This is a genomic window from Aggregatibacter sp. 2125159857 (genome assembly GCF_017798005.1).
Taxonomy (GTDB): domain Bacteria; phylum Pseudomonadota; class Gammaproteobacteria; order Enterobacterales; family Pasteurellaceae; genus Aggregatibacter.
Map to the genome: position 1 here is coordinate 716,772 of NZ_CP072548.1, position 17,433 is coordinate 734,204.

Genomic DNA, 17,433 nt, shown 5'->3' on the forward strand with positions numbered 1-17,433 from the left:
TATATGGCCGAACAATCAATCATGAACGTTGAAATTCTACGTTACAATCCGGAAGTTGACAAAGAGCCACACTTGAAAACTTATCAAGTGCCTTATGACAGCCAAACCTCTTTACTCGATGCGTTAGGTTACATTAAAGACAAGTTGGAGCCGGAACTTTCTTATCGTTGGTCATGCCGTATGGCAATCTGCGGTTCTTGCGGCATGATGGTAAACAACATTCCAAAATTGGCGTGCAAAACTTTCTTGCGTGACTACAGTGGCCACATGCGTATTGAAGCCCTAGCTAATTTCCCGATTGAACGTGACTTGATCGTGGACTTAAGCCATTTCATCGAAAGTTTAGAAGCCATCAAACCTTATGTGATCGGCAACCAAGCGCCTGAGTTAGACGGCAAGCCGCATCCGTCTAAAGAATTAGCGAAAAGCCGTACCAAACAAACGCCAGCACAATTGGAAAAATACCGCCAATTCTCGATGTGTATCAACTGTGGCTTATGCTATGCCGCCTGCCCACAATTCGGTTTAAACCCAGAATTTGTTGGCCCGGCCGTATTAACTTTAGGTCATCGTTATAACTTAGATAACCGCGACCACGGCAAAGCAGAACGGATGAAAATCATGAACGGCGAAAATGGCGTTTGGTCTTGTACCTTTGTAGGTGCGTGTTCCGAAGTGTGTCCAAAACACGTGGGCCCAGCCACCGCCATTAACCAAGGCAAATTAGAAAGCGCCAAAGATTACCTCATTTCTATGCTTAAACCGAAGGCGTAAGGGGAAAGATTATGACTACAACAGTAAGTAAACGTAAAAAATACGTTCGTGAAATTACGCCGACTTGGTGGAAAAGTTGGGATTTCTACAAATTCTATATGCTACGTGAAGCCACAGCGGTGCCAACGGTTTGGTTCAGCTTAGTATTGCTTTATGGCGTGATTTGTTTAGGCAAGGCAGATGGATTTGTCATGAATTTCATTCCGTTCCTACAAAATCCAATTGTCGTGATTCTTAACATCATTTCATTAGCGGCTTTATTGCTCCATGCCGTCACCTTATTTGATATGACAGGTGAAGTGATGTCAGGCACCACCGGTTTGCCGGCAAAATTCATTAAAAATGCTTTACGTGGCGCGTTTGTCGCCGTCACCGTATTGGCTTTAGTGTTAGTCTTTATCTAGGGGGTAGTTATGGTTAATCAAAATCCAAAACGTTCAAACGAACCACCTGTCTGGTTAATGTTCAGTGCGGGTGGCATGATAAGCGGACTTGCTTTCCCTGTGCTCATTCTTATTCTCGGCTTGCTATTGCCTTTCGGCTTAGTCAGCCCCGATAACATCATCGCCTTTGCACATCATTGGTTGGGTAAATTAATTATTTTAGCCCTAACCATTTTCCCAATGTGGGCAGGCTTACACCGTGTCCACCACGGTATGCACGACATCAAAGTCCATGTACCGGCCGGCGGATTTATTTTCTACGGCTTAGCGACACTTTATAGCGTCATCGTGCTATTTGCCGTGTTCAACTTATAATGTCTCATCCTTAATAAAAAACTCCCACTATCGGGAGTTTTTTGTTTCTACCTATTTTACAGCACTACATAAAGTCAAAGGCTATCTTGATTAAGTGAATGGGTGATAAAAGCGATCTGTCCAAATTTTGAAATTCAGATCAAAGTGCGGTCATTTTTAAATCTAAAATAGAGTAGTGTGTCAGTTTCTTTCTCTCCTTGTGTTTACTTCATCACTTTGAATATCTCACATTTACCTACTATTAGGTAATATATCGCCTTTTTAAATCCGATATAATTAGTCAGGTATTTTACTTAAATCGTAAAATCTCAATGTGTCTGACACAAATTATTAAGTTATCAATATTTTATTTTCTCAAGGAGTGATCAAATGGGACAGTACAAAAAGTTCTGGTACCTGTTAGTCGCCGTATTAATAGGGGCATTCTCTATTCTCGGTTACTACGGATTTGAAATCTACCGTGAAGCGCCACCGATTCCAAAACAATATGTGACGGAAAAAGGCGAACCGGTGATTACACATGACGATATTTTACACGGGCAAACCGCATGGCAAACAACCGGTGGTATGCAATTGGGTTCTGTTTGGGGCCATGGTGCCTACCAAGCACCGGACTGGACTGCTGACTGGTTACATCGCGAGTTAACCAACTGGTTAGATATTGTTGCAAATCAAGAGTATGGTAAAAACTTTGCCGGCTTAAATGATGACCAACAAACCCTCTTAAAAAGCCGTTTAACTAAAGAATATCGCGGCAGTAAAGTTGACGAAAACGGCACCGTTGTGCTTTCCGCTAATCGTTTAGCCGCCATGGATAAAACGGCGCAATACTATATTTCTTTATATGGTGATGATCCTGCGAGCAAAGTAACGCGTGAACACTTCGCCATGAAAGACAATACGTTGCCAGGCTTGGAAGCGCGTAAAGATTTAGCGAAATTCTTCTTCTGGACAGCATGGACTGCCTCTGCAGAACGTCCGAATACCCATGCCACTTACACCAACAACTGGCCGCATGAGCCGTTAATCAATAACGTGCCAACACCGGAAAACGTCATTTGGTCTATCGCTAGCGTTGTTTTCCTCATTGCCGGTATCGGTTTTGTGGTGTGGATTTGGTCATTTAAACGTCGTGAAGATGAAAAAGATCCTGTTGTACCGGAAGTTGACCCATTAACTAAATTGCAATTAACGCCATCACAAAAAGCCTTAGGTAAATACTTATTTACCGTACTTGCGCTTTTCTTCGTGCAAGTGAATTTAGGGGCGATTGTGGCGCACTACACGGTTGAAGGTCAGGAATTCTATGGTTTAGATATTTCCCAATATCTTCCATACTCCTTGGTGCGTACTTGGCACATTCAAGCAGCATTATTCTGGATCGCCATGGCATTCTTGGCCGGTGGTTTATTCCTTGCACCGATTATCAACGGTGGTAAAGATCCGAAATACCAAAAACTTGGCGTAGATATTCTCTTCTGGGCATTAGTCGTCTTGGTTGTTGGCTCCTTCACCGGTAGCTATTTAGCCATCGCGCACATCATCCCTGAAGAATGGAGCTTCTTGTTCGGTCACCAAGGTTATGAATTCATCGACTTAGGTCGTTTCTGGCAAGCCGTAAAATTTGGCGGTATCTTGTTCTGGTTAGTGTTAATGCTACGCGGCACCGTGAATGCGTTCAAACAACCTGGCGACAAAAACCTACTTGCCTTGTTCTTCGCCTCTGTTATCGCGATCGGCTTATTCTATGGTCCGGCATTATTCTACGGCGAACACACACACTTATCCGTGATGGAATACTGGCGTTGGTGGGTAGTTCACCTTTGGGTAGAAGGCTTCTTTGAAGTATTCTCCGTGGCGGCACTCTCTTTCATCTTCGTAAGTTTAGGTTTGGTTTCTCGCCGAACAGCGACTGTAGCAACCATCACCGAAGCGGCATTGTTCTTAATCGGCGGTATTCCGGGAACCTTCCACCACTTATACTTCGCCGGTGCGACAACGCCAATTATCGCTGTAGGTGCCTCCTTCTCCGCACTTGAAGTTGTACCATTAGTGTTACTTGGCCACGAAGCGTGGGAACACTGGGCAATGAAACAAAAAGCGCCGTGGATGGAACGCTTAAAATGGCCTATCTACTGCTTCGTTGCCGTTGCCTTCTGGAATATGTTGGGTGCAGGTGTATTCGGTTTCTTAATCAATCCACCAATTTCTCTCTACTATATCCAAGGGTTAAACACCACCGCAGTACACGCCCACGCGGCATTGTTCGGGGTATATGGTTTCTTGGCATTAGGTTTCGTATTCTTAATCGCACGTTACTTGCGTCCAAATACACCATTCAACGACAAATTGATGAAATGGGGCTTCTGGTTGCTTAACGGCGGTTTGATCTTAATGATCGTCTCCAGCCTATTGCCAATCGGTATCATCCAAGGTTACGCAAGTATCTCTGAAGGCTTATGGTATGCTCGTAGCGAAGACTTCATGCAACAACCGTTATTCGACACCTTACGTTGGGTTCGTTTAGTGGGTGACGTTGTATTCATCTTTGGTGCGCTTGCTTTCTTCTGGCAAATTTTCACCATGGTTTTCTTCAAACCAAAACGCATTGCTAACTAATCAACAAAACGAAAGTTTGGCAATAAACAAAGACCGATAGTTTTCACGCTATCGGTCTTTTATTTACCTCGTAGCGTGCAACTTGTTGCACGAATAATTAACCTCGATGCGTAATTCACAATTTCGTGTAGCGTGCATCTTGATGCACGACCAAGCCATGCACAGAACGAAATAAAGTGCGGTGATTTTTGCGTGTGTTTTTTTAAACAATGTATTATCAACCGTCAAGAATGTTGTTCATTTCGTGCAACAAGTTGCACGCTACGATTTATGATTTTCTGGTAGCGTGCATCTTGATGCACGACCAAATTACGCACAGAACATTATTTACCTCTTTCGGGCACTCACGATTTCGTGCAACAAGTTGCACGCTACGATTCTAAGCCACGCACGGAACGAAATAAAGTGCGGTGATTTTGGCTTGTATTTTTTCAAACAATGTATTACCAACCGTCAAGAGTGTTGTTCATTTCGTGCAACAAGTTGCACGCTACGATTTATGATTTTCTGGTAGCGTGCATCTTGATGCACGACCAAGCCACGCACAGAACGAAATAAAGTGCGGTGATTTTTAAAGGTATTTTTTCAACCAACGTATTATCAACCGTCAAGAGTGTTATTCTCGTAGAATAATTAACCTCGATGCATAATTCATGATTTCGTGCAACAAGTTGCACGCTACGGCTCAATTAATAAACAAAGACCGAGAGTTTTTACGCTATCGGTCTTTTGTTATCGAGGAAATACGGTCAAAAATGACCGCACTTTCATTAAAGATTCCGCAATTTATTAGAATAGAGTACGAGGCAAAGCGCAATCACCATAATCAAAATGGCGCCGGCAAATAGGATGGTGTCCACTGAGCTTTCATGGTTGACGATAATCAAGCGTAACATTGCTGTTATCCCGGCGTAAATAAAATAGCGCAGTGGGAAATGATAGCCGCTTTTAAAATATTGCACGATTAAGCCGATAAATCCGAAATACAGGAAAAACATAACCGCTTGTTCCGCAACGTCGTAAGGTACTACGCTGGAGGTGTTTAACACCATCATCGCCAGTGAATACGTGATTTTGGCTAGCGCGATGATCAACACCACAGCTAAGGCAATTAATGCACTGCTGAGCACGATTTTTAGGATACCGGTAACAACTTTAGGTAATTTTTCTAAGGATTGAGATTCTTCCATAATAGACTTCCTAATGAAATGAGGTGAGTAAAAACGTCGCATTCTAATGCAAGATGAAGAGAGGGTAAATAGTGTTGTAAAGGCTTCCTAAAAATAAACCTGTCTCCTTTCGTTTACGCTGCGTGAAAAGCGCACTACAATAATCGTTTAATCTCCCTTCTTTTTTAAGGAATCTCATGCGTTACATTCTCATCGCATTATTTTTATGGAGCAGTTCTTTTGTCGCCGGTAAATACACCTACACCATGTTGGATCCGGTGTTGATGGTGCAATTGCGTTTGTTGATTGCCACCATCATTGTGCTGCCGATGTTTATGCGTGTTTGGAAGCGCATTCCTAAAGGTTTACGTCCGCAAGTGTGGTGGTTGGGATTATTAAATTATCCGGTGATCTTTCTATTGCAATTTATTGGTTTAAGCCACACTTCGGCATCCAGTGCTTCAACGATGTTAGGGTTAGAGCCCTTCTTGGTGGTGCTGATCGGGCATTTTTTCTTTGGCGACAAAGCCCAAACCCATCACTGGATCTTTGGTTTAGTGGCGTTTCTTGGGGTCGCCTTGTTAATTTATGGCGGTGAAGAAACGGGCAATATCAGCTTGTTTGGTTGTAGCTTGGTGCTGATTGCCGGGGTTGTTTTTGCTTCGTGTTTGCGTTGGACGCAAAAAGTCATCGTACAGCTCACGGCGCAAGTTTACACCACCAGTAGCATTGTGTTTGGCACGATAACTTGCCTTCCTTTCACCCTTTGGCTGACGGAAAGCTGGCAAATTCATTGGAATTGGCAAGGCATCGCAGGGTTACTTTATATTGGCGTTGGTTGTAGCTGGCTGGCGTATTATTTATGGAATAAGGGAATTAATAGCGTCGATTCTAATTTAGCAGGCATTTTGGTTTCACTCGAACCGGTATTTGCGATTTTGTTGGCGGTATTACTGTTAGGCGAGCATATTAGCCCACTGTCTTGGTTGGGGATTTTGGCGGTTATTGCGACCACATTAATTTCCAGTGTGTATCCGCGTTTAATTCGGCGAGCGAGTTAAAAACGCGGTAAAAATGAACCGCACTTGAGAGTCTCTTCAAAGTGCGGTTTGTTTTTTGCGTATTTTTAAGCGATTCTGCCTAGAGGGCATTAGTATTTGACGACATGACCGTAGCCTTCAAGAATGGCTTTTATGTGTTCAAGCGATTCTTTTGTTGGGGGTTTTACGTCTTCCAATTCATATTTTTCGCCCATTGCTGCCCATTTATGTGCGCCAAGGCGGTGATAAGGCAGGAGTTCTACTTTTTCAATGTTTGTCATACCTTCGATAAATTGACCGAGTAAATGTACGTCATGGTCAGAATCTGTATAGCCCGGCACGACCACGTAGCGAATCCAAACCGGTTGGTTGCGTTTTTGCAAATATTTGGCAAATTCAAGCGTGCGTTTGTTCGGTACGCCAATAAGATTTTGATGCACTTGATCGTTGAGTTCTTTTAAATCAAGCAAAACGAGATCGGTTACATCAATGAGTTCATCAATCACATGATCGTAATGACGCACAAAACCGTTGGTATCCAAGCAGGTGCTAATGCCTTCTTGTTTGCAGGCGCGAAACCAATCACGCACGAACTCTGCTTGCAAAATCGCTTCACCGCCGGAAGCTGTGACACCGCCGCCTGACGCATTCATAAAATGACGATAGCTGACCACTTCTTTCATCAGTTCTTCCACCGTAATTTCTTTGCCACCATGGACATCCCAAGTATCGCGGTTGTGGCAATACTTACAGCGCATTAAGCAGCCTTGTAAAAACAGAATAAAACGAATGCCCGGGCCGTCAACGGTACCACAGGATTCATAAGAGTGAATTCGTCCAAGAACTGACATACATAAATTTCCTAAAATTAGATATAGCTAAATTTTACCAAATATTTAGTCTATAAAAAATGAGCCTGATTTAAATCAGGCTCATAATTAAAATATATTTATCAAAGTGCGGTCATTATTCGCTGACTTTTTGAAAAGTTTGCACCACTGGCGCTTGTTCACAATACTCGACCAATACAGGTACAATTGAGGTAAAGTGTGGCGTTGCAAAATGTTGTTCTAAGTCGGCTTTGCTTTTCCATTGCTCAATAAAAACATAATGATTAGCCTGCTCGCTATTTTGTTGTAATTCATAAGATACGCATCCTGTTTCTTGACGAGTATTCTTAATTAACTCTTGGCATTGAGTTAGAAAATCATTAATTTTGTCCGCTTTTACTGAAAATTGGGCAATAACTGTTAGCATAATTTGCTCTCCTATATATAAAAATAAACCACTCACAAAATTAGTCTATGAGTGGTTTGTATTAAAGCATAATTCTATTTATTTAGAAAGACTCAGTAAATGTACGAGTTACTACGTCTTGTTGTTGTTCTTTGGTTAATGAGTTAAAACGTACAGCATAACCGGAAACGCGAATGGTTAATTGCGGATATTTTTCCGGATTTTCCATGGCGTCTAATAACATCTCACGGTTCAACACATTGACGTTCAAGTGTTGACCGCCTTCAACTGTTGCCTCGTGATGGAAGTAACCATCCATCAAACCTGCCAAGTTACGTTTTTGCGCTTCGTATTCTTTACCTAACGCATTTGGCACGATAGAGAAGGTATAAGAAATACCGTCTTTTGCGTAAGCAAATGGTAATTTAGCCACAGACGTTAAGGAGGCTACCGCACCTTTTTGGTCACGACCGTGCATTGGGTTCGCACCTGGTCCAAATGGTGCACCGGCACGACGACCATCAGGGGTGTTACCGGTTTTCTTACCATAGACCACGTTAGACGTGATAGTAAGTACAGACTGTGTTGGCGTTGCATTGCGATATGTTTTGTGCGTTTGAATTTTCTTCATGAAACGTTCAACAAGATCACAAGCAATGTCATCTACACGCGGATCGTTATTACCAAATTGCGGATATTCGCCTTCGATTTCAAAGTCGATAGCGACATTAGATGCCACAACCTTGCCCTCTTTATCTTTGATATCGCCACGAATTGGTTTGACTTTCGCATATTTGATTGCGGCTAAAGAGTCGGCAGCAACAGAAAGTCCTGCGATACCGCAAGCCATAGTGCGGTAAACATCACGATCATGGAATGCCATTAATGCGGCTTCATAAGCATATTTATCATGCATGAAGTGGATGATGTTTAATGCAGTCACGTATTGTGTTGCTAACCAATCCATGAAGCTGTCCATGCGGGTCATGACAGTGTCGAAATCAAGCACGTCATCTTTGATTGGCTCGGTTTTCGGACCAACTTGCATACCGTTTTTCTCATCGATACCGCCGTTGATTGCGTATAGCAAGGTTTTTGCCAAGTTCGCACGGGCACCGAAGAATTGCATTTGTTTACCCACTACCATTGGGGATACACAGCAAGCAATTGCATAGTCATCGCTGTTGAAATCCGGACGCATTAAGTCATCGTTTTCATACTGTACGGAGGAAGTATCAATAGACACTTTGGCACAGTAACGTTTGAATGCTTCAGGTAATTTTTCAGACCAAAGGATAGTTAAGTTAGGTTCCGGAGATGGGCCCATAGTGTAAAGGGTGTGTAAAATACGGAAGCTGTTTTTGGTCACTAATGTACGACCGTCTAAGCCCATACCACCAAGGGTTTCGGTTGCCCACATTGGGTCACCGGAGAACAATTGATCGTATTCAGGAGTACGTAAGAAACGCACCATACGAAGTTTCATCACTAAGTGGTCGATTAATTCTTGTGCTTCTTGTTCGGTAATTTTGCCGTTTTTCAAATCACGTTCGATATAAATGTCTAAGAAGGAAGAAATACGACCGAAAGACATTGCCGCACCGTTTTGTGATTTCACGGCGGCTAAATAAGCGAAGTAAGTCCATTGAACGGCTTCGTGTGCATTAGTTGCCGGGTTGGAAACGTCATAGCCATAAGAGGCAGCCATTTCTTTAATTTTGCCTAAGGCACGATGTTGTTCGGCAATCTCTTCACGTAATTGAATGGTGGCTTGAATGTCTTCACCACGTTCTAGTTTAGGTTGAAGTGAGTCGAATTGTTTTTTCTTATCTGCCATTAAGTAGTCGATACCATAAACGGCTAAACGACGATAATCACCGATAATTCGACCACGACCATAAGCATCCGGCAAACCGGTTAACACACCGGATTTACGGCAACGAAGAATATCCGGTGTATATACATCAAATACGCCTTGGTTATGGGTTTTACGATATTCAGTGAAAATATGTTCGACTTCAGGATCTAATTGACGACCGTAAACTTCACAAGAACCTTTAACCATTTTGATACCACCGAATGGCATAATGGCGCGTTTTAATGGTGCATCAGTTTGAAGACCTACGATTTTTTCCAATTCTTTGTTGATGTAACCCGGTTTGTGAGAGGTGATGGTTGACGGGTTATCCGTATCAAAATCTAACGGCTCATGCGTTTTATTTTCGATTTTGATGCCTTCCATGACTTTATCCCACAACGCCGTGGTTGCAGGGGTTGCATCCGCTAAGAAAGATTCATCACCTTCATACGGGGTATAGTTTTTTTGGATAAAGTCACGCACGTTGACTTCATGTTGCCAATCACCACCGACAAAACCTTCCCAAGCCTTTTGTTGAGCTTCTGTTAATTGAGTCATAACATTCCTCTTTTAGATTATTGATAAAAATAAACCTGTCTAGGAAGGAAATAAACGCTGCAAGTTCCCTTCCTTTTATGCACCGATTAATGCGGCCGGTTGATTGACCACAAGGCCAATCCAACACAAAAACCACCGCCGACAATGTTTCCTAATGTCACCGGAATCAAATTTTTCACGATAAAATGATAAAGATTTAAATCTGCGAACTGCTGAGAATCCATATTAATGACTTGCCAAAATTCTGGTGCGCTAAAGTGTGCCGTGAGGATCCCCATTGGGATCATAAACATGTTTGCTACACTGTGTTCGAATCCTGACGCAACAAACAACGCAATGGGTAAAATCATAATGAATGCTTTATCTGTCAAGGTTTTTCCTGCGTAGCTCATCCAAATGGCAAGACACACCATTACGTTACACAAAATGCCCAAACAAAAAGCCTCAAACCAAGTATGGTGAATCTTATGTTGAGCGGTCGTTAAAATGGTGAATCCCCACTGCCCATTAGCGGACATTGTTTGACCGGCAAACCAAATGAGAAAAACGATGAAAAGCGCGCCAACGAAATTGCCGAAATAAACCACAATCCAATTTCGTAGCATCTGAAAACGACTAATTCGCCCGCTGGCTCGGGCAATAGTTGTCATGGTTGATGAGGTGAATAATTCAGAGCCGCAGACCACGACCATAATCACACCAAGAGAAAATACCACACCGCCAACCAGCTTAGTTAAGCCCCACGAAGTCCCGAGATTGCCTGTTTGTGTTGTGGTATAAAAAACGAACGCTAACGCAATAAAAGCACCTGCCGGAATGGCAGAGAAAAAAGAGAGAATTTGTTTTTTAGATGCCTTATAGACGCCGGCATCCTCGCCAATTTGGCTTATTTCTGCCGGAGAGGCCATACAAGTTGTTTTGGACGTTTCGGTATTCATTACAGAATTCCCTGTTAATTTATTTGGCTTGTAAATACGTCCACGACAGCGTGGTATTACAAGGAAAGGCCTAAAAAACTTAAAAAAAATTGAATTTTTATCATTTTTGTTAATTATATTTTCTTTCCCCTGCAAAGTAAAAATATTTCTCCCTTTTAATGCGAGAATCTTGTTCTTTGTCAATAATTAGATCGGTGTAGTAAAACGCCTTTCTTGATGACAGCAACGCGGTTCGCCCAAATTGCTATTTGGGTTGTTTTCTGTTAAAAAGTGCGGTCATAAAACGCAATATTTATTAAGGAGAAAACCATGGTAGCAGAAACCATTTTCAGCAAAATTATTCGCAAAGAAATTCCCGCCAACATCGTCTATCAAGATGACCTTGTTACCGCCTTTCGCGATATTGCACCGCAAGCGAAAACCCATATTTTGATTATCCCGAACAAGCTTATTCCAACCGTCAACGATGTAACCGAACAAGATGAAGTAACCTTAGGTCGTCTGTTTACGGTGGCGGCGAAACTGGCGGCACAGGAAGGCATTGCGCAAGACGGTTATCGTTTAATTGTCAACTGCAACAGACATGGCGGACAAGAAGTGTTCCATTTACATATGCATCTTGTCGGTGGTGAATCTTTAGGTAAAATGCTGGATAAATAATGAAAAAGTCTATTTCTCTTTTTTTTGTGACCGCACTTTTAGCGGGATGTAGCGCAAAGGTGCCGACCTTATTAAACACGCAAAGCCCGATTTTAAATATTGAAGCTCCAGCAGCAGAAAGGGTGGAAGCCGGTGTTGAGCGTGACAGTGCTTGGGTCAAAAATAAAACTGAACAGCCGGTCAACTTGGCTTACCGCCTGTTTTGGTATGACAAACATGGCGTGACAGTGACTGCTGAAGAGCCTGTTGTTTGGCATAGATTGGCGTTACAACCTCGACAAAAACAACTGCTCACATTGGCTCGGCCAACTGCTAATAGCGCCAATTACCGCTTATATCTTCGCTTAAACTAAAATGTCTACACTACTCATTGACTTAGCCGGTTACGAGCTGGAACAAGAAGAAATTGAATTGTTGGAACACCCGCTCGTGGCTGGGTTGATTCTCTTTACGCGTAATTTTCACGACCGTGCGCAATTACAAGCCTTGATTCAATCTGTGCGACAAAAGGTGAAAAAGCCCTTGTTGATTACGGTGGATCAAGAAGGCGGTCGGGTACAGCGTTTCCGTGACGGTTTCACTCAACTTCCCGCAATGCAGGCGTTTTCTGCGTTGATTAATGATCCTATTGAACAACAAAGAATGGCGTTTGAAGCCGGTTGGCAAATGGCGGCAGAAATGACCGCACTTGATATCGATTTGAGCTTTGCGCCCGTGTTGGATCTTGGACATCAATGTAAAGCCATCGGCGATCGCAGTTTTGGTTGCGAGATAAAAAGTGCGGTGGATTTGGCGGCTAATTTTATTCGCGGTATGCATCAAGCCGGAATGGCTGCAACGGGAAAACATTTTCCTGGGCATGGTCATGTGATTGCCGATTCTCATTTGGAAACCCCTTATGATGAGCGCAGTCAAGAAGACATTTTCAATCAGGACATTCAGCCATTCCAACAACTTATCGAACAAAATCTGCTGCAAGCCATCATGCCGGCACATGTGATTTATTCCCAATGTGACAGCCAACCCGCAAGTGGCTCTAAATTTTGGTTACAAGACATCTTGCGTGCTCAGCTGAATTTCAGCGGAGCCATTTTCTCTGACGATCTCGGCATGAAAGGGGCGGGATTTATGGGCGATTTTGTGGCGCGTAGCGAACAAGCGCTGAGTGCCGGCTGTGATTTGTTGTTACTTTGTAATGAGCGGGGCGGTGTGATCCAAGTTTTAGACAATTTAAAACTCTCGGAAAAACAATCGTACTTTTTGTTACGCCAACAGCGCCTACAAAGCTTATTCAAACGCAAAAATCTGACTTGGTCGGAACTGGAATGTGCCCCACGTTGGTTGGAAAATCGTCAAAAACTGACCGCACTTCAACAGCAATGGCTGGCAGCGAAAAATTAATATGATGCAATGTGAACATTATCAACGAGGTGATTGTCGTTCTTGTCAATGGTTGGAATTGCCCTATGCCGTTCAACTGGAACAGAAAATGGTACATTTGCAACAGCAGTTGCAGGGTTTAGAAACGTCTCACTTGATTTGGTTTGCCCCTTTTCAATCTGCCCAAGAAGGGTTTCGCAATAAAGCTAAAATGGTCGTCAGTGGTGCAGTCGAACGCCCAATCCTCGGCATCTTGCCGAATCCGTTGGCGCCACAAAGTGCGGTGGATTTATGTGATTGCCCACTTTATCCACAACGTTTCCAAGCTATCTTTCCCATTCTCAAAGATTTCATAGCGCGCGCCGGGCTTGTGCCCTACAACGTGGCAAAGCAAAAAGGCGAATTGAAACATCTTTTATTGACAGAAAGCCAACACAGTCACCAACTCATGTTGCGCTTTGTGTTACGTTCGGAAGCCAAATTGCCGTTGATTCAACGGGAATTGCCCGAATTGTGCCAAAAATTGCCGCAACTTGCCGTCATTAGCGTGAATATCCAGCCGCAAAATGCCGCGATTTTAGAAGGTGAAAAAGAGATTTTCCTGACGGAACAACACACCTTACCCGAAAGGTTTAATCAGATTCCGCTTTTTATTCGTCCACAAGGGTTCTTTCAAACTAACCCGCAGGTTGCTGAAGGGTTATACGGCACGGCGCAACAATGGATAAAAGACCTGCCCATTCGTCAACTTTGGGATTTGTTCTGTGGTGTGGGTGGTTTTGGGCTACATAGCTTGAAAGCGTTGCAAATGCAGAACCCGGAACAACAAATTCACCTCACCGGCATTGAAATTTCCGCTTCTGCCATTGCTGCTGCGAAACTATCAGCACAACAACTCGGATTGGACAAGCAAGTTCATTTTCAGTCGTTAGATGCGGCAAATTTTGCCTTGGCTCAAGCAGACAAACCGGATTTGGTTATCGTCAATCCTCCTCGTCGCGGCATTGGTCAATCGCTTGCTGAATTTCTCAATGAAATGCGACCGCACTTTATTTTGTACTCCAGCTGTAACGCGGAAACCCTGGGCAAAGACTTGCGATCTTTGACCCATTATCAACTGGAAAAAATCCAACTGTTCGATATGTTTCCACATACCGCGCATTATGAAGTGTTGGTGTTGTTGCAATTAGCCGTGTGATGCCGAATTTTTATATTCAGCGAGCAAGCGTTGGATGAGTTTTGTATTTGCCGGCGGAAATTGTTCCATATCCAATTCCTCTTGTTCCAGCCAAAAACCTTCTTGTCCTTCACGGCCAAAAGGTTCGCCTAGCCATTCATCCACTAAGTAGAAATAAAAATTCAGAATTTTTGTGGGATATTCAAAGGTAAAACGTTCAAACAATACGGCATGAGAAACCAAAATACCGACTTCTTCCTCTAATTCTCGTTTTAACGCTTGTTCCGGCGTTTCATTGGGTGCGACTTTTCCGCCGGGAAACTCCAGCGATTGCGCAAAGTCTTGACCTTCTAATCGTCGGGTGAGATAAATTTGTCCGAATTCGTTACGAATAATGCCGGCAGCAACTTGTATGACCGGTTTTTCCATGCTTTTCTCCGTGTTTGCCTATATGGTCATTTCCGCATAACAAACGCCCCCATTGAGGGACGGGGGCGCTTTAGATGAGTTAAGATGAGTTATGCGTTTGTTGGGTAATCCCACCAAATATCGAATAGTTCGCTGATTTCAATTTGTTGTAAACCATTTTGGCTTAACCAATTTTTCACTAATTCTTGATGCTTGGCATCACATTTACCGATTTTTTCTAAGCAAACCAAGCCTTCCCAGTGTAAATAGCCACTGCCTTCATAGGCCAATCCATTCGGTTGAATAACTTCAGCGATGAAGCGGTCAACGGTGCTGTCGATTTGTTCTACAGAGGTGCCTTCGGCAAATTGCCACTTCACTAAAAAGCCTAATTCTTGGAATTCGGCAAGGTGCATTTTTTTGCGTTGTCTTTGGTTACGTTTGATCGCCATGATGTGTTTCCTTTTGTTACGGTTTGATGAAATATAAATCCCACACGCCATGTCCTAGGCGTTGACCGCGTTGTTCAAACTTGGTCAACGGACGAAAATCAGGACGTGGAATATAGTCGTTGCTGACAGAGGTGTTACGCAACTGCGGATATTGCTGCAACACCGCCAACATCTGTTCAGCATAATCTTGCCAGTCAGTTGCCATGTGAATGAATGCGCCGGCTTGCAATTTAGTTAATAAGTGGTCAATAAAGTGCGGTTGTACGATACGGCGTTTGTGATGTCTCGCTTTGTGCCACGGATCCGGAAAGAACAATTGCAAACCGCCAAGGCTTTGGTCAGCAATGCTGTCACGTAGAATTTCGGTGGCATCGTGACAAATGACGCGTAGGTTCGTTACGCCTTTTTCCACCGCATAGGCAATGCAAGCGCCAACGCCCGGCGTATGCACTTCAATACCGAGGTAGTTTTTGTCGGGATTTTGTGCTGCCATCTCCACAAGGGAACTGCCCATACCAAAGCCGATTTCCAAAATAACAGGATTCTCATTTCCATAAATACGTTTAAAATCAAATGGCTGTGGTTGATAATCCAAACCGAATGCCGCCCAGTTTTGGTTCATGGCGTTTTTTTGATAATCGCTTAAGCGACCTGTGCGTAGCACAAAACTGCGTACTTTTCTTTTGTAACGACCATCGGAGGTAAATTCGGCGGATTCAACGGTTTTGCGTTTTTGATCAGCAAAAGTCGTTGGAAGTTGTTCTTGAGATTGTGTGTCTAACATGAAATTTTGTGATTTATGGGATAACGAAAATAGAATGTCCTAAAAAGTCGTTGCTGATTATAGGCGGTTTCCTTACCCTTGGCAATTTCGGCACCGGGAATCAACAAGCCCTTGGCTTTATGTTAAACTTGGGTGATTTTCATTTGGTGTAATTTGGAAAAAACGCATAAAATCCACCGCACTTTTATTACATATATTACATAATTCGGTATTGAATAATTAGGACGTTATGCTGGCTCAATTCACTCCCCATGCGCCTTTTGCGCAGTCTGTATTAACATGGTATGCCAAGTTCGGGCGGAAAAATTTGCCGTGGCAACAAAATAAAACTTTGTACGGCGTTTGGTTGTCAGAAGTGATGCTGCAGCAAACGCAGGTGGCGACGGTCATTCCGTATTTTGAGCGTTTTGTTAAAACGTTCCCGAATTTGACCGCACTTGCCGATGCGCCGTTAGATGAGGTGCTGCATTTGTGGACGGGGTTAGGTTATTACGCACGGGCGCGCAATTTACATAAAGCAGCACAAGTGATGCGTGATCACCATGGAGGCAAATTTCCCACAGAATTTGAACAGGTGTTGGCGTTGCCCGGCGTAGGGCGAAGTACGGCAGGAGCGATTTTGTCCTCTTGTTTAAATGCGCCTTATCCCATTTTGGACGGTAACGTGAAGCGGGTGTTATCCCGTTATTTTGCCGTGGACGGTTGGCCGGGTGAGAAAAAAATGGAAGATCGTTTGTGGCAGCTGACGGGTGAAGTAACGCCAAATGATCAGGTGGCGGATTTTAATCAGGCAATGATGGATCTTGGTGCACTGGTATGCACCCGTTCTAAACCCAAATGCGATCTTTGTCCGCTGAAAAAGGATTGTCGAGCAAATGCTGAACAAAATTGGCAGGCGTATCCGGGGAAAAAGCCGAAGAAAGTATTGCCGGTACGGGAAAGTTATTTTTTGTTGTTGGAAAAAGACGGTAAAGTTGCATTAGAGCAACGGGAAAATAGCGGTTTGTGGGGCGGATTATATTGTTTTCCGCAATTTGCCGATAAAGAAGAATTGCTGGCGTATTTGGCCGCAAATGGTATTCGGCACTATCAGCCATGGCCGGCATTTCGTCATACATTCAGCCATTTTCATTTGGAGATTTATCCCATTTATGCACGAGTTGATGACATCTCTGCGTCATCTGAGGCAAATCGTTCCTCGTGGATAAAAGTCGCGGAAAAGAAAAATCCAAATGAATCTGCGCTATTAAGTGCGGTCAAATATTGGTATGATCCGCAAAATCTCGGATCCATCGGCCTTGCGACGCCGGTGAAAAATTTATTAACTCAGTATGTAAGGAATCGTTATGGCAAGAATGGTATTTTGTGAACGTTTAAAACAAGAAGCGGAAGGCTTGGATTTTCAATTATATCCGGGAGAATTGGGTAAACGTATTTTTGATTCCATTAGCAAACAAGCGTGGGGCGAGTGGATGAAAAAACAAACTATGTTAGTGAATGAGAAAAAATTAAACATGATGAATGCGGAACATCGTAAGTTATTGGAGCAGGAAATGGTGAATTTCCTGTTTGAAGGTAAAGACGTACACATTGAAGGTTATACCCCACCTGAAGCGAAGTAA

Annotated in this window: 19 protein-coding genes; 11 read left to right on the forward strand and 8 right to left on the reverse strand. The window is 43.3% G+C overall.

What is annotated here, in order from left to right; all coding sequences use genetic code 11:
• Positions 1-3: 3 nt before the first annotated feature.
• The 4 genes from J5X96_RS03680 to J5X96_RS03695 all read left to right on the forward strand — a co-directional run bounded on the left by J5X96_RS03680 (position 4) and on the right by J5X96_RS03695 (position 4,151).
• Positions 4-774 carry a succinate dehydrogenase/fumarate reductase iron-sulfur subunit gene (locus tag J5X96_RS03680; protein ID WP_065295345.1) on the forward strand — a complete coding sequence of 257 codons (771 nt, stop codon included), beginning with the start codon at positions 4-6 and terminating at the stop codon, positions 772-774.
• Between the two features lie 11 nt (positions 775-785).
• Positions 786-1,178 carry a fumarate reductase subunit FrdC gene (gene frdC / locus J5X96_RS03685; RefSeq protein WP_209364417.1) on the forward strand — a complete coding sequence of 131 codons (393 nt, stop codon included), beginning with the start codon at positions 786-788 and terminating at the stop codon, positions 1,176-1,178.
• 9 nt (positions 1,179-1,187) lie between these two features.
• Positions 1,188-1,532 carry a fumarate reductase subunit FrdD gene (gene frdD, locus J5X96_RS03690; RefSeq protein WP_209364418.1) on the forward strand — a complete coding sequence of 115 codons (345 nt, stop codon included), beginning with the start codon at positions 1,188-1,190 and terminating at the stop codon, positions 1,530-1,532.
• 369 nt (positions 1,533-1,901) lie between these two features.
• Entirely contained in the window at positions 1,902-4,151 is a 2,250-nt protein-coding gene (locus tag J5X96_RS03695; RefSeq protein WP_209364419.1) for a nitric-oxide reductase large subunit, read from the forward strand.
• Between the two features lie 770 nt (positions 4,152-4,921).
• On the opposite strand, the gene psiE is transcribed toward J5X96_RS03695, so the two are convergent.
• Positions 4,922-5,341: a phosphate-starvation-inducible protein PsiE gene (gene psiE / locus J5X96_RS03700; RefSeq protein WP_209364420.1), complete on the reverse strand. Its 420-nt coding sequence runs from the start codon at positions 5,339-5,341 to the stop codon at positions 4,922-4,924.
• Between the two features lie 176 nt (positions 5,342-5,517).
• On the opposite strand from psiE, the gene J5X96_RS03705 reads away from it, so the two are divergent.
• Positions 5,518-6,381, forward strand: coding sequence for a DMT family transporter (locus tag J5X96_RS03705; protein WP_209364421.1), 864 nt, complete (start codon positions 5,518-5,520; stop codon positions 6,379-6,381).
• A gap of 89 nt (positions 6,382-6,470) precedes the next feature.
• Here the strand turns inward: J5X96_RS03705 and pflA are convergent, their stop codons facing one another.
• The 4 genes from pflA to focA form a co-directional block, all read right to left on the reverse strand.
• Entirely contained in the window at positions 6,471-7,211 is a 741-nt protein-coding gene (gene pflA, locus J5X96_RS03710; protein ID WP_209364422.1) for a pyruvate formate lyase 1-activating protein, read from the reverse strand.
• A 115-nt stretch (positions 7,212-7,326) separates the two neighbouring features.
• Positions 7,327-7,617 (reverse strand): putative quinol monooxygenase, encoded by a 291-nt coding sequence (locus J5X96_RS03715; RefSeq protein WP_209364423.1) that lies wholly within the window; start codon positions 7,615-7,617, stop codon positions 7,327-7,329.
• A gap of 82 nt (positions 7,618-7,699) precedes the next feature.
• A complete protein-coding gene (gene pflB / locus J5X96_RS03720) occupies positions 7,700-10,012 on the reverse strand; it encodes a formate C-acetyltransferase (RefSeq protein ID WP_209364424.1) in 2,313 nt (770 codons plus the stop codon).
• Between the two features lie 86 nt (positions 10,013-10,098).
• Positions 10,099-10,950 carry a formate transporter FocA gene (focA, locus tag J5X96_RS03725; protein WP_209364425.1) on the reverse strand — a complete coding sequence of 284 codons (852 nt, stop codon included), beginning with the start codon at positions 10,948-10,950 and terminating at the stop codon, positions 10,099-10,101.
• A gap of 309 nt (positions 10,951-11,259) precedes the next feature.
• On the opposite strand from focA, the gene hinT reads away from it, so the two are divergent.
• The 4 genes from hinT to rlmC are packed head-to-tail and all read left to right on the forward strand — an operon-like array spanning position 11,260 to position 14,188.
• The gene (gene hinT, locus J5X96_RS03730) at positions 11,260-11,610 is read left to right on the forward strand and encodes a purine nucleoside phosphoramidase (protein ID WP_209364426.1); all 351 of its coding nucleotides are present in this window, start codon (positions 11,260-11,262) and stop codon (positions 11,608-11,610) included.
• On the forward strand, positions 11,610-11,963 hold the full coding sequence (locus tag J5X96_RS03735) for a YcfL family protein (protein ID WP_209364427.1): 354 nt from the start codon (positions 11,610-11,612) through the stop codon (positions 11,961-11,963). The genes hinT and J5X96_RS03735 overlap by 1 nt, the downstream gene beginning before the upstream one ends.
• Before the next feature lies 1 nt (position 11,964).
• Positions 11,965-13,011, forward strand: a complete 1,047-nt coding sequence (gene nagZ / locus J5X96_RS03740) for a beta-N-acetylhexosaminidase (protein WP_209364428.1) — start codon at positions 11,965-11,967, stop codon at positions 13,009-13,011.
• 1 nt (position 13,012) lies between these two features.
• Positions 13,013-14,188 (forward strand): 23S rRNA (uracil(747)-C(5))-methyltransferase RlmC, encoded by a 1,176-nt coding sequence (gene rlmC, locus J5X96_RS03745; RefSeq protein WP_209364429.1) that lies wholly within the window; start codon positions 13,013-13,015, stop codon positions 14,186-14,188.
• Here rlmC and mutT read toward each other — a convergent pair.
• From mutT to trmB, 3 genes are all read right to left on the reverse strand, one after another.
• Complete coding sequence (gene mutT, locus J5X96_RS03750) at positions 14,177-14,596, reverse strand: 8-oxo-dGTP diphosphatase MutT (protein WP_209364430.1); 420 nt, start codon at positions 14,594-14,596, stop codon at positions 14,177-14,179. The genes rlmC and mutT overlap by 12 nt on opposite strands.
• A gap of 89 nt (positions 14,597-14,685) precedes the next feature.
• Positions 14,686-15,027, reverse strand: coding sequence for a YggL family protein (locus J5X96_RS03755; protein WP_021616006.1), 342 nt, complete (start codon positions 15,025-15,027; stop codon positions 14,686-14,688).
• A 16-nt stretch (positions 15,028-15,043) separates the two neighbouring features.
• On the reverse strand, positions 15,044-15,811 hold the full coding sequence (gene trmB, locus J5X96_RS03760) for a tRNA (guanosine(46)-N7)-methyltransferase TrmB (protein WP_209364431.1): 768 nt from the start codon (positions 15,809-15,811) through the stop codon (positions 15,044-15,046).
• Between the two features lie 229 nt (positions 15,812-16,040).
• Between trmB and mutY the strand changes: the two genes are divergently transcribed.
• Both mutY and J5X96_RS03770 read left to right on the forward strand, forming a co-directional pair.
• Complete coding sequence (mutY, locus tag J5X96_RS03765; RefSeq protein WP_209364432.1) at positions 16,041-17,180, forward strand: A/G-specific adenine glycosylase; 1,140 nt, start codon at positions 16,041-16,043, stop codon at positions 17,178-17,180.
• Positions 17,158-17,433, forward strand: coding sequence for an oxidative damage protection protein (locus J5X96_RS03770; protein WP_033002507.1), 276 nt, complete (start codon positions 17,158-17,160; stop codon positions 17,431-17,433). Before mutY ends, J5X96_RS03770 begins: the two co-directional genes overlap by 23 nt.

Bases quoted from the DNA above. Each gene is read 5' to 3' on its own strand.
- frdC (WP_209364417.1), top strand. From the start codon at position 786: ATGACTACAACAGTAAGTAAACGTAAAAAATACGTTCGTGAAATTACG.
- rlmC (WP_209364429.1), top strand. From the start codon at position 13,013: ATGATGCAATGTGAACATTATCAACGAGGTGATTGTCGTTCTTGTCAA.
- pflB (WP_209364424.1), bottom strand. From the start codon at position 10,012: ATGACTCAATTAACAGAAGCTCAACAAAAGGCTTGGGAAGGTTTTGTC.
- J5X96_RS03680 (WP_065295345.1), top strand. From the start codon at position 4: ATGGCCGAACAATCAATCATGAACGTTGAAATTCTACGTTACAATCCG.
- mutT (WP_209364430.1), bottom strand. From the start codon at position 14,596: ATGGAAAAACCGGTCATACAAGTTGCTGCCGGCATTATTCGTAACGAA.
- J5X96_RS03715 (WP_209364423.1), bottom strand. From the start codon at position 7,617: ATGCTAACAGTTATTGCCCAATTTTCAGTAAAAGCGGACAAAATTAAT.
- J5X96_RS03695 (WP_209364419.1), top strand. From the start codon at position 1,902: ATGGGACAGTACAAAAAGTTCTGGTACCTGTTAGTCGCCGTATTAATA.
- J5X96_RS03705 (WP_209364421.1), top strand. From the start codon at position 5,518: ATGCGTTACATTCTCATCGCATTATTTTTATGGAGCAGTTCTTTTGTC.
- J5X96_RS03755 (WP_021616006.1), bottom strand. From the start codon at position 15,027: ATGGCGATCAAACGTAACCAAAGACAACGCAAAAAAATGCACCTTGCC.
- J5X96_RS03770 (WP_033002507.1), top strand. From the start codon at position 17,158: ATGGCAAGAATGGTATTTTGTGAACGTTTAAAACAAGAAGCGGAAGGC.
- pflA (WP_209364422.1), bottom strand. From the start codon at position 7,211: ATGTCAGTTCTTGGACGAATTCACTCTTATGAATCCTGTGGTACCGTT.
- frdD (WP_209364418.1), top strand. From the start codon at position 1,188: ATGGTTAATCAAAATCCAAAACGTTCAAACGAACCACCTGTCTGGTTA.
- psiE (WP_209364420.1), bottom strand. From the start codon at position 5,341: ATGGAAGAATCTCAATCCTTAGAAAAATTACCTAAAGTTGTTACCGGT.
- trmB (WP_209364431.1), bottom strand. From the start codon at position 15,811: ATGTTAGACACACAATCTCAAGAACAACTTCCAACGACTTTTGCTGAT.
- hinT (WP_209364426.1), top strand. From the start codon at position 11,260: ATGGTAGCAGAAACCATTTTCAGCAAAATTATTCGCAAAGAAATTCCC.
- mutY (WP_209364432.1), top strand. From the start codon at position 16,041: ATGCTGGCTCAATTCACTCCCCATGCGCCTTTTGCGCAGTCTGTATTA.
- nagZ (WP_209364428.1), top strand. From the start codon at position 11,965: ATGTCTACACTACTCATTGACTTAGCCGGTTACGAGCTGGAACAAGAA.
- J5X96_RS03735 (WP_209364427.1), top strand. From the start codon at position 11,610: ATGAAAAAGTCTATTTCTCTTTTTTTTGTGACCGCACTTTTAGCGGGA.
- focA (WP_209364425.1), bottom strand. From the start codon at position 10,950: ATGAATACCGAAACGTCCAAAACAACTTGTATGGCCTCTCCGGCAGAA.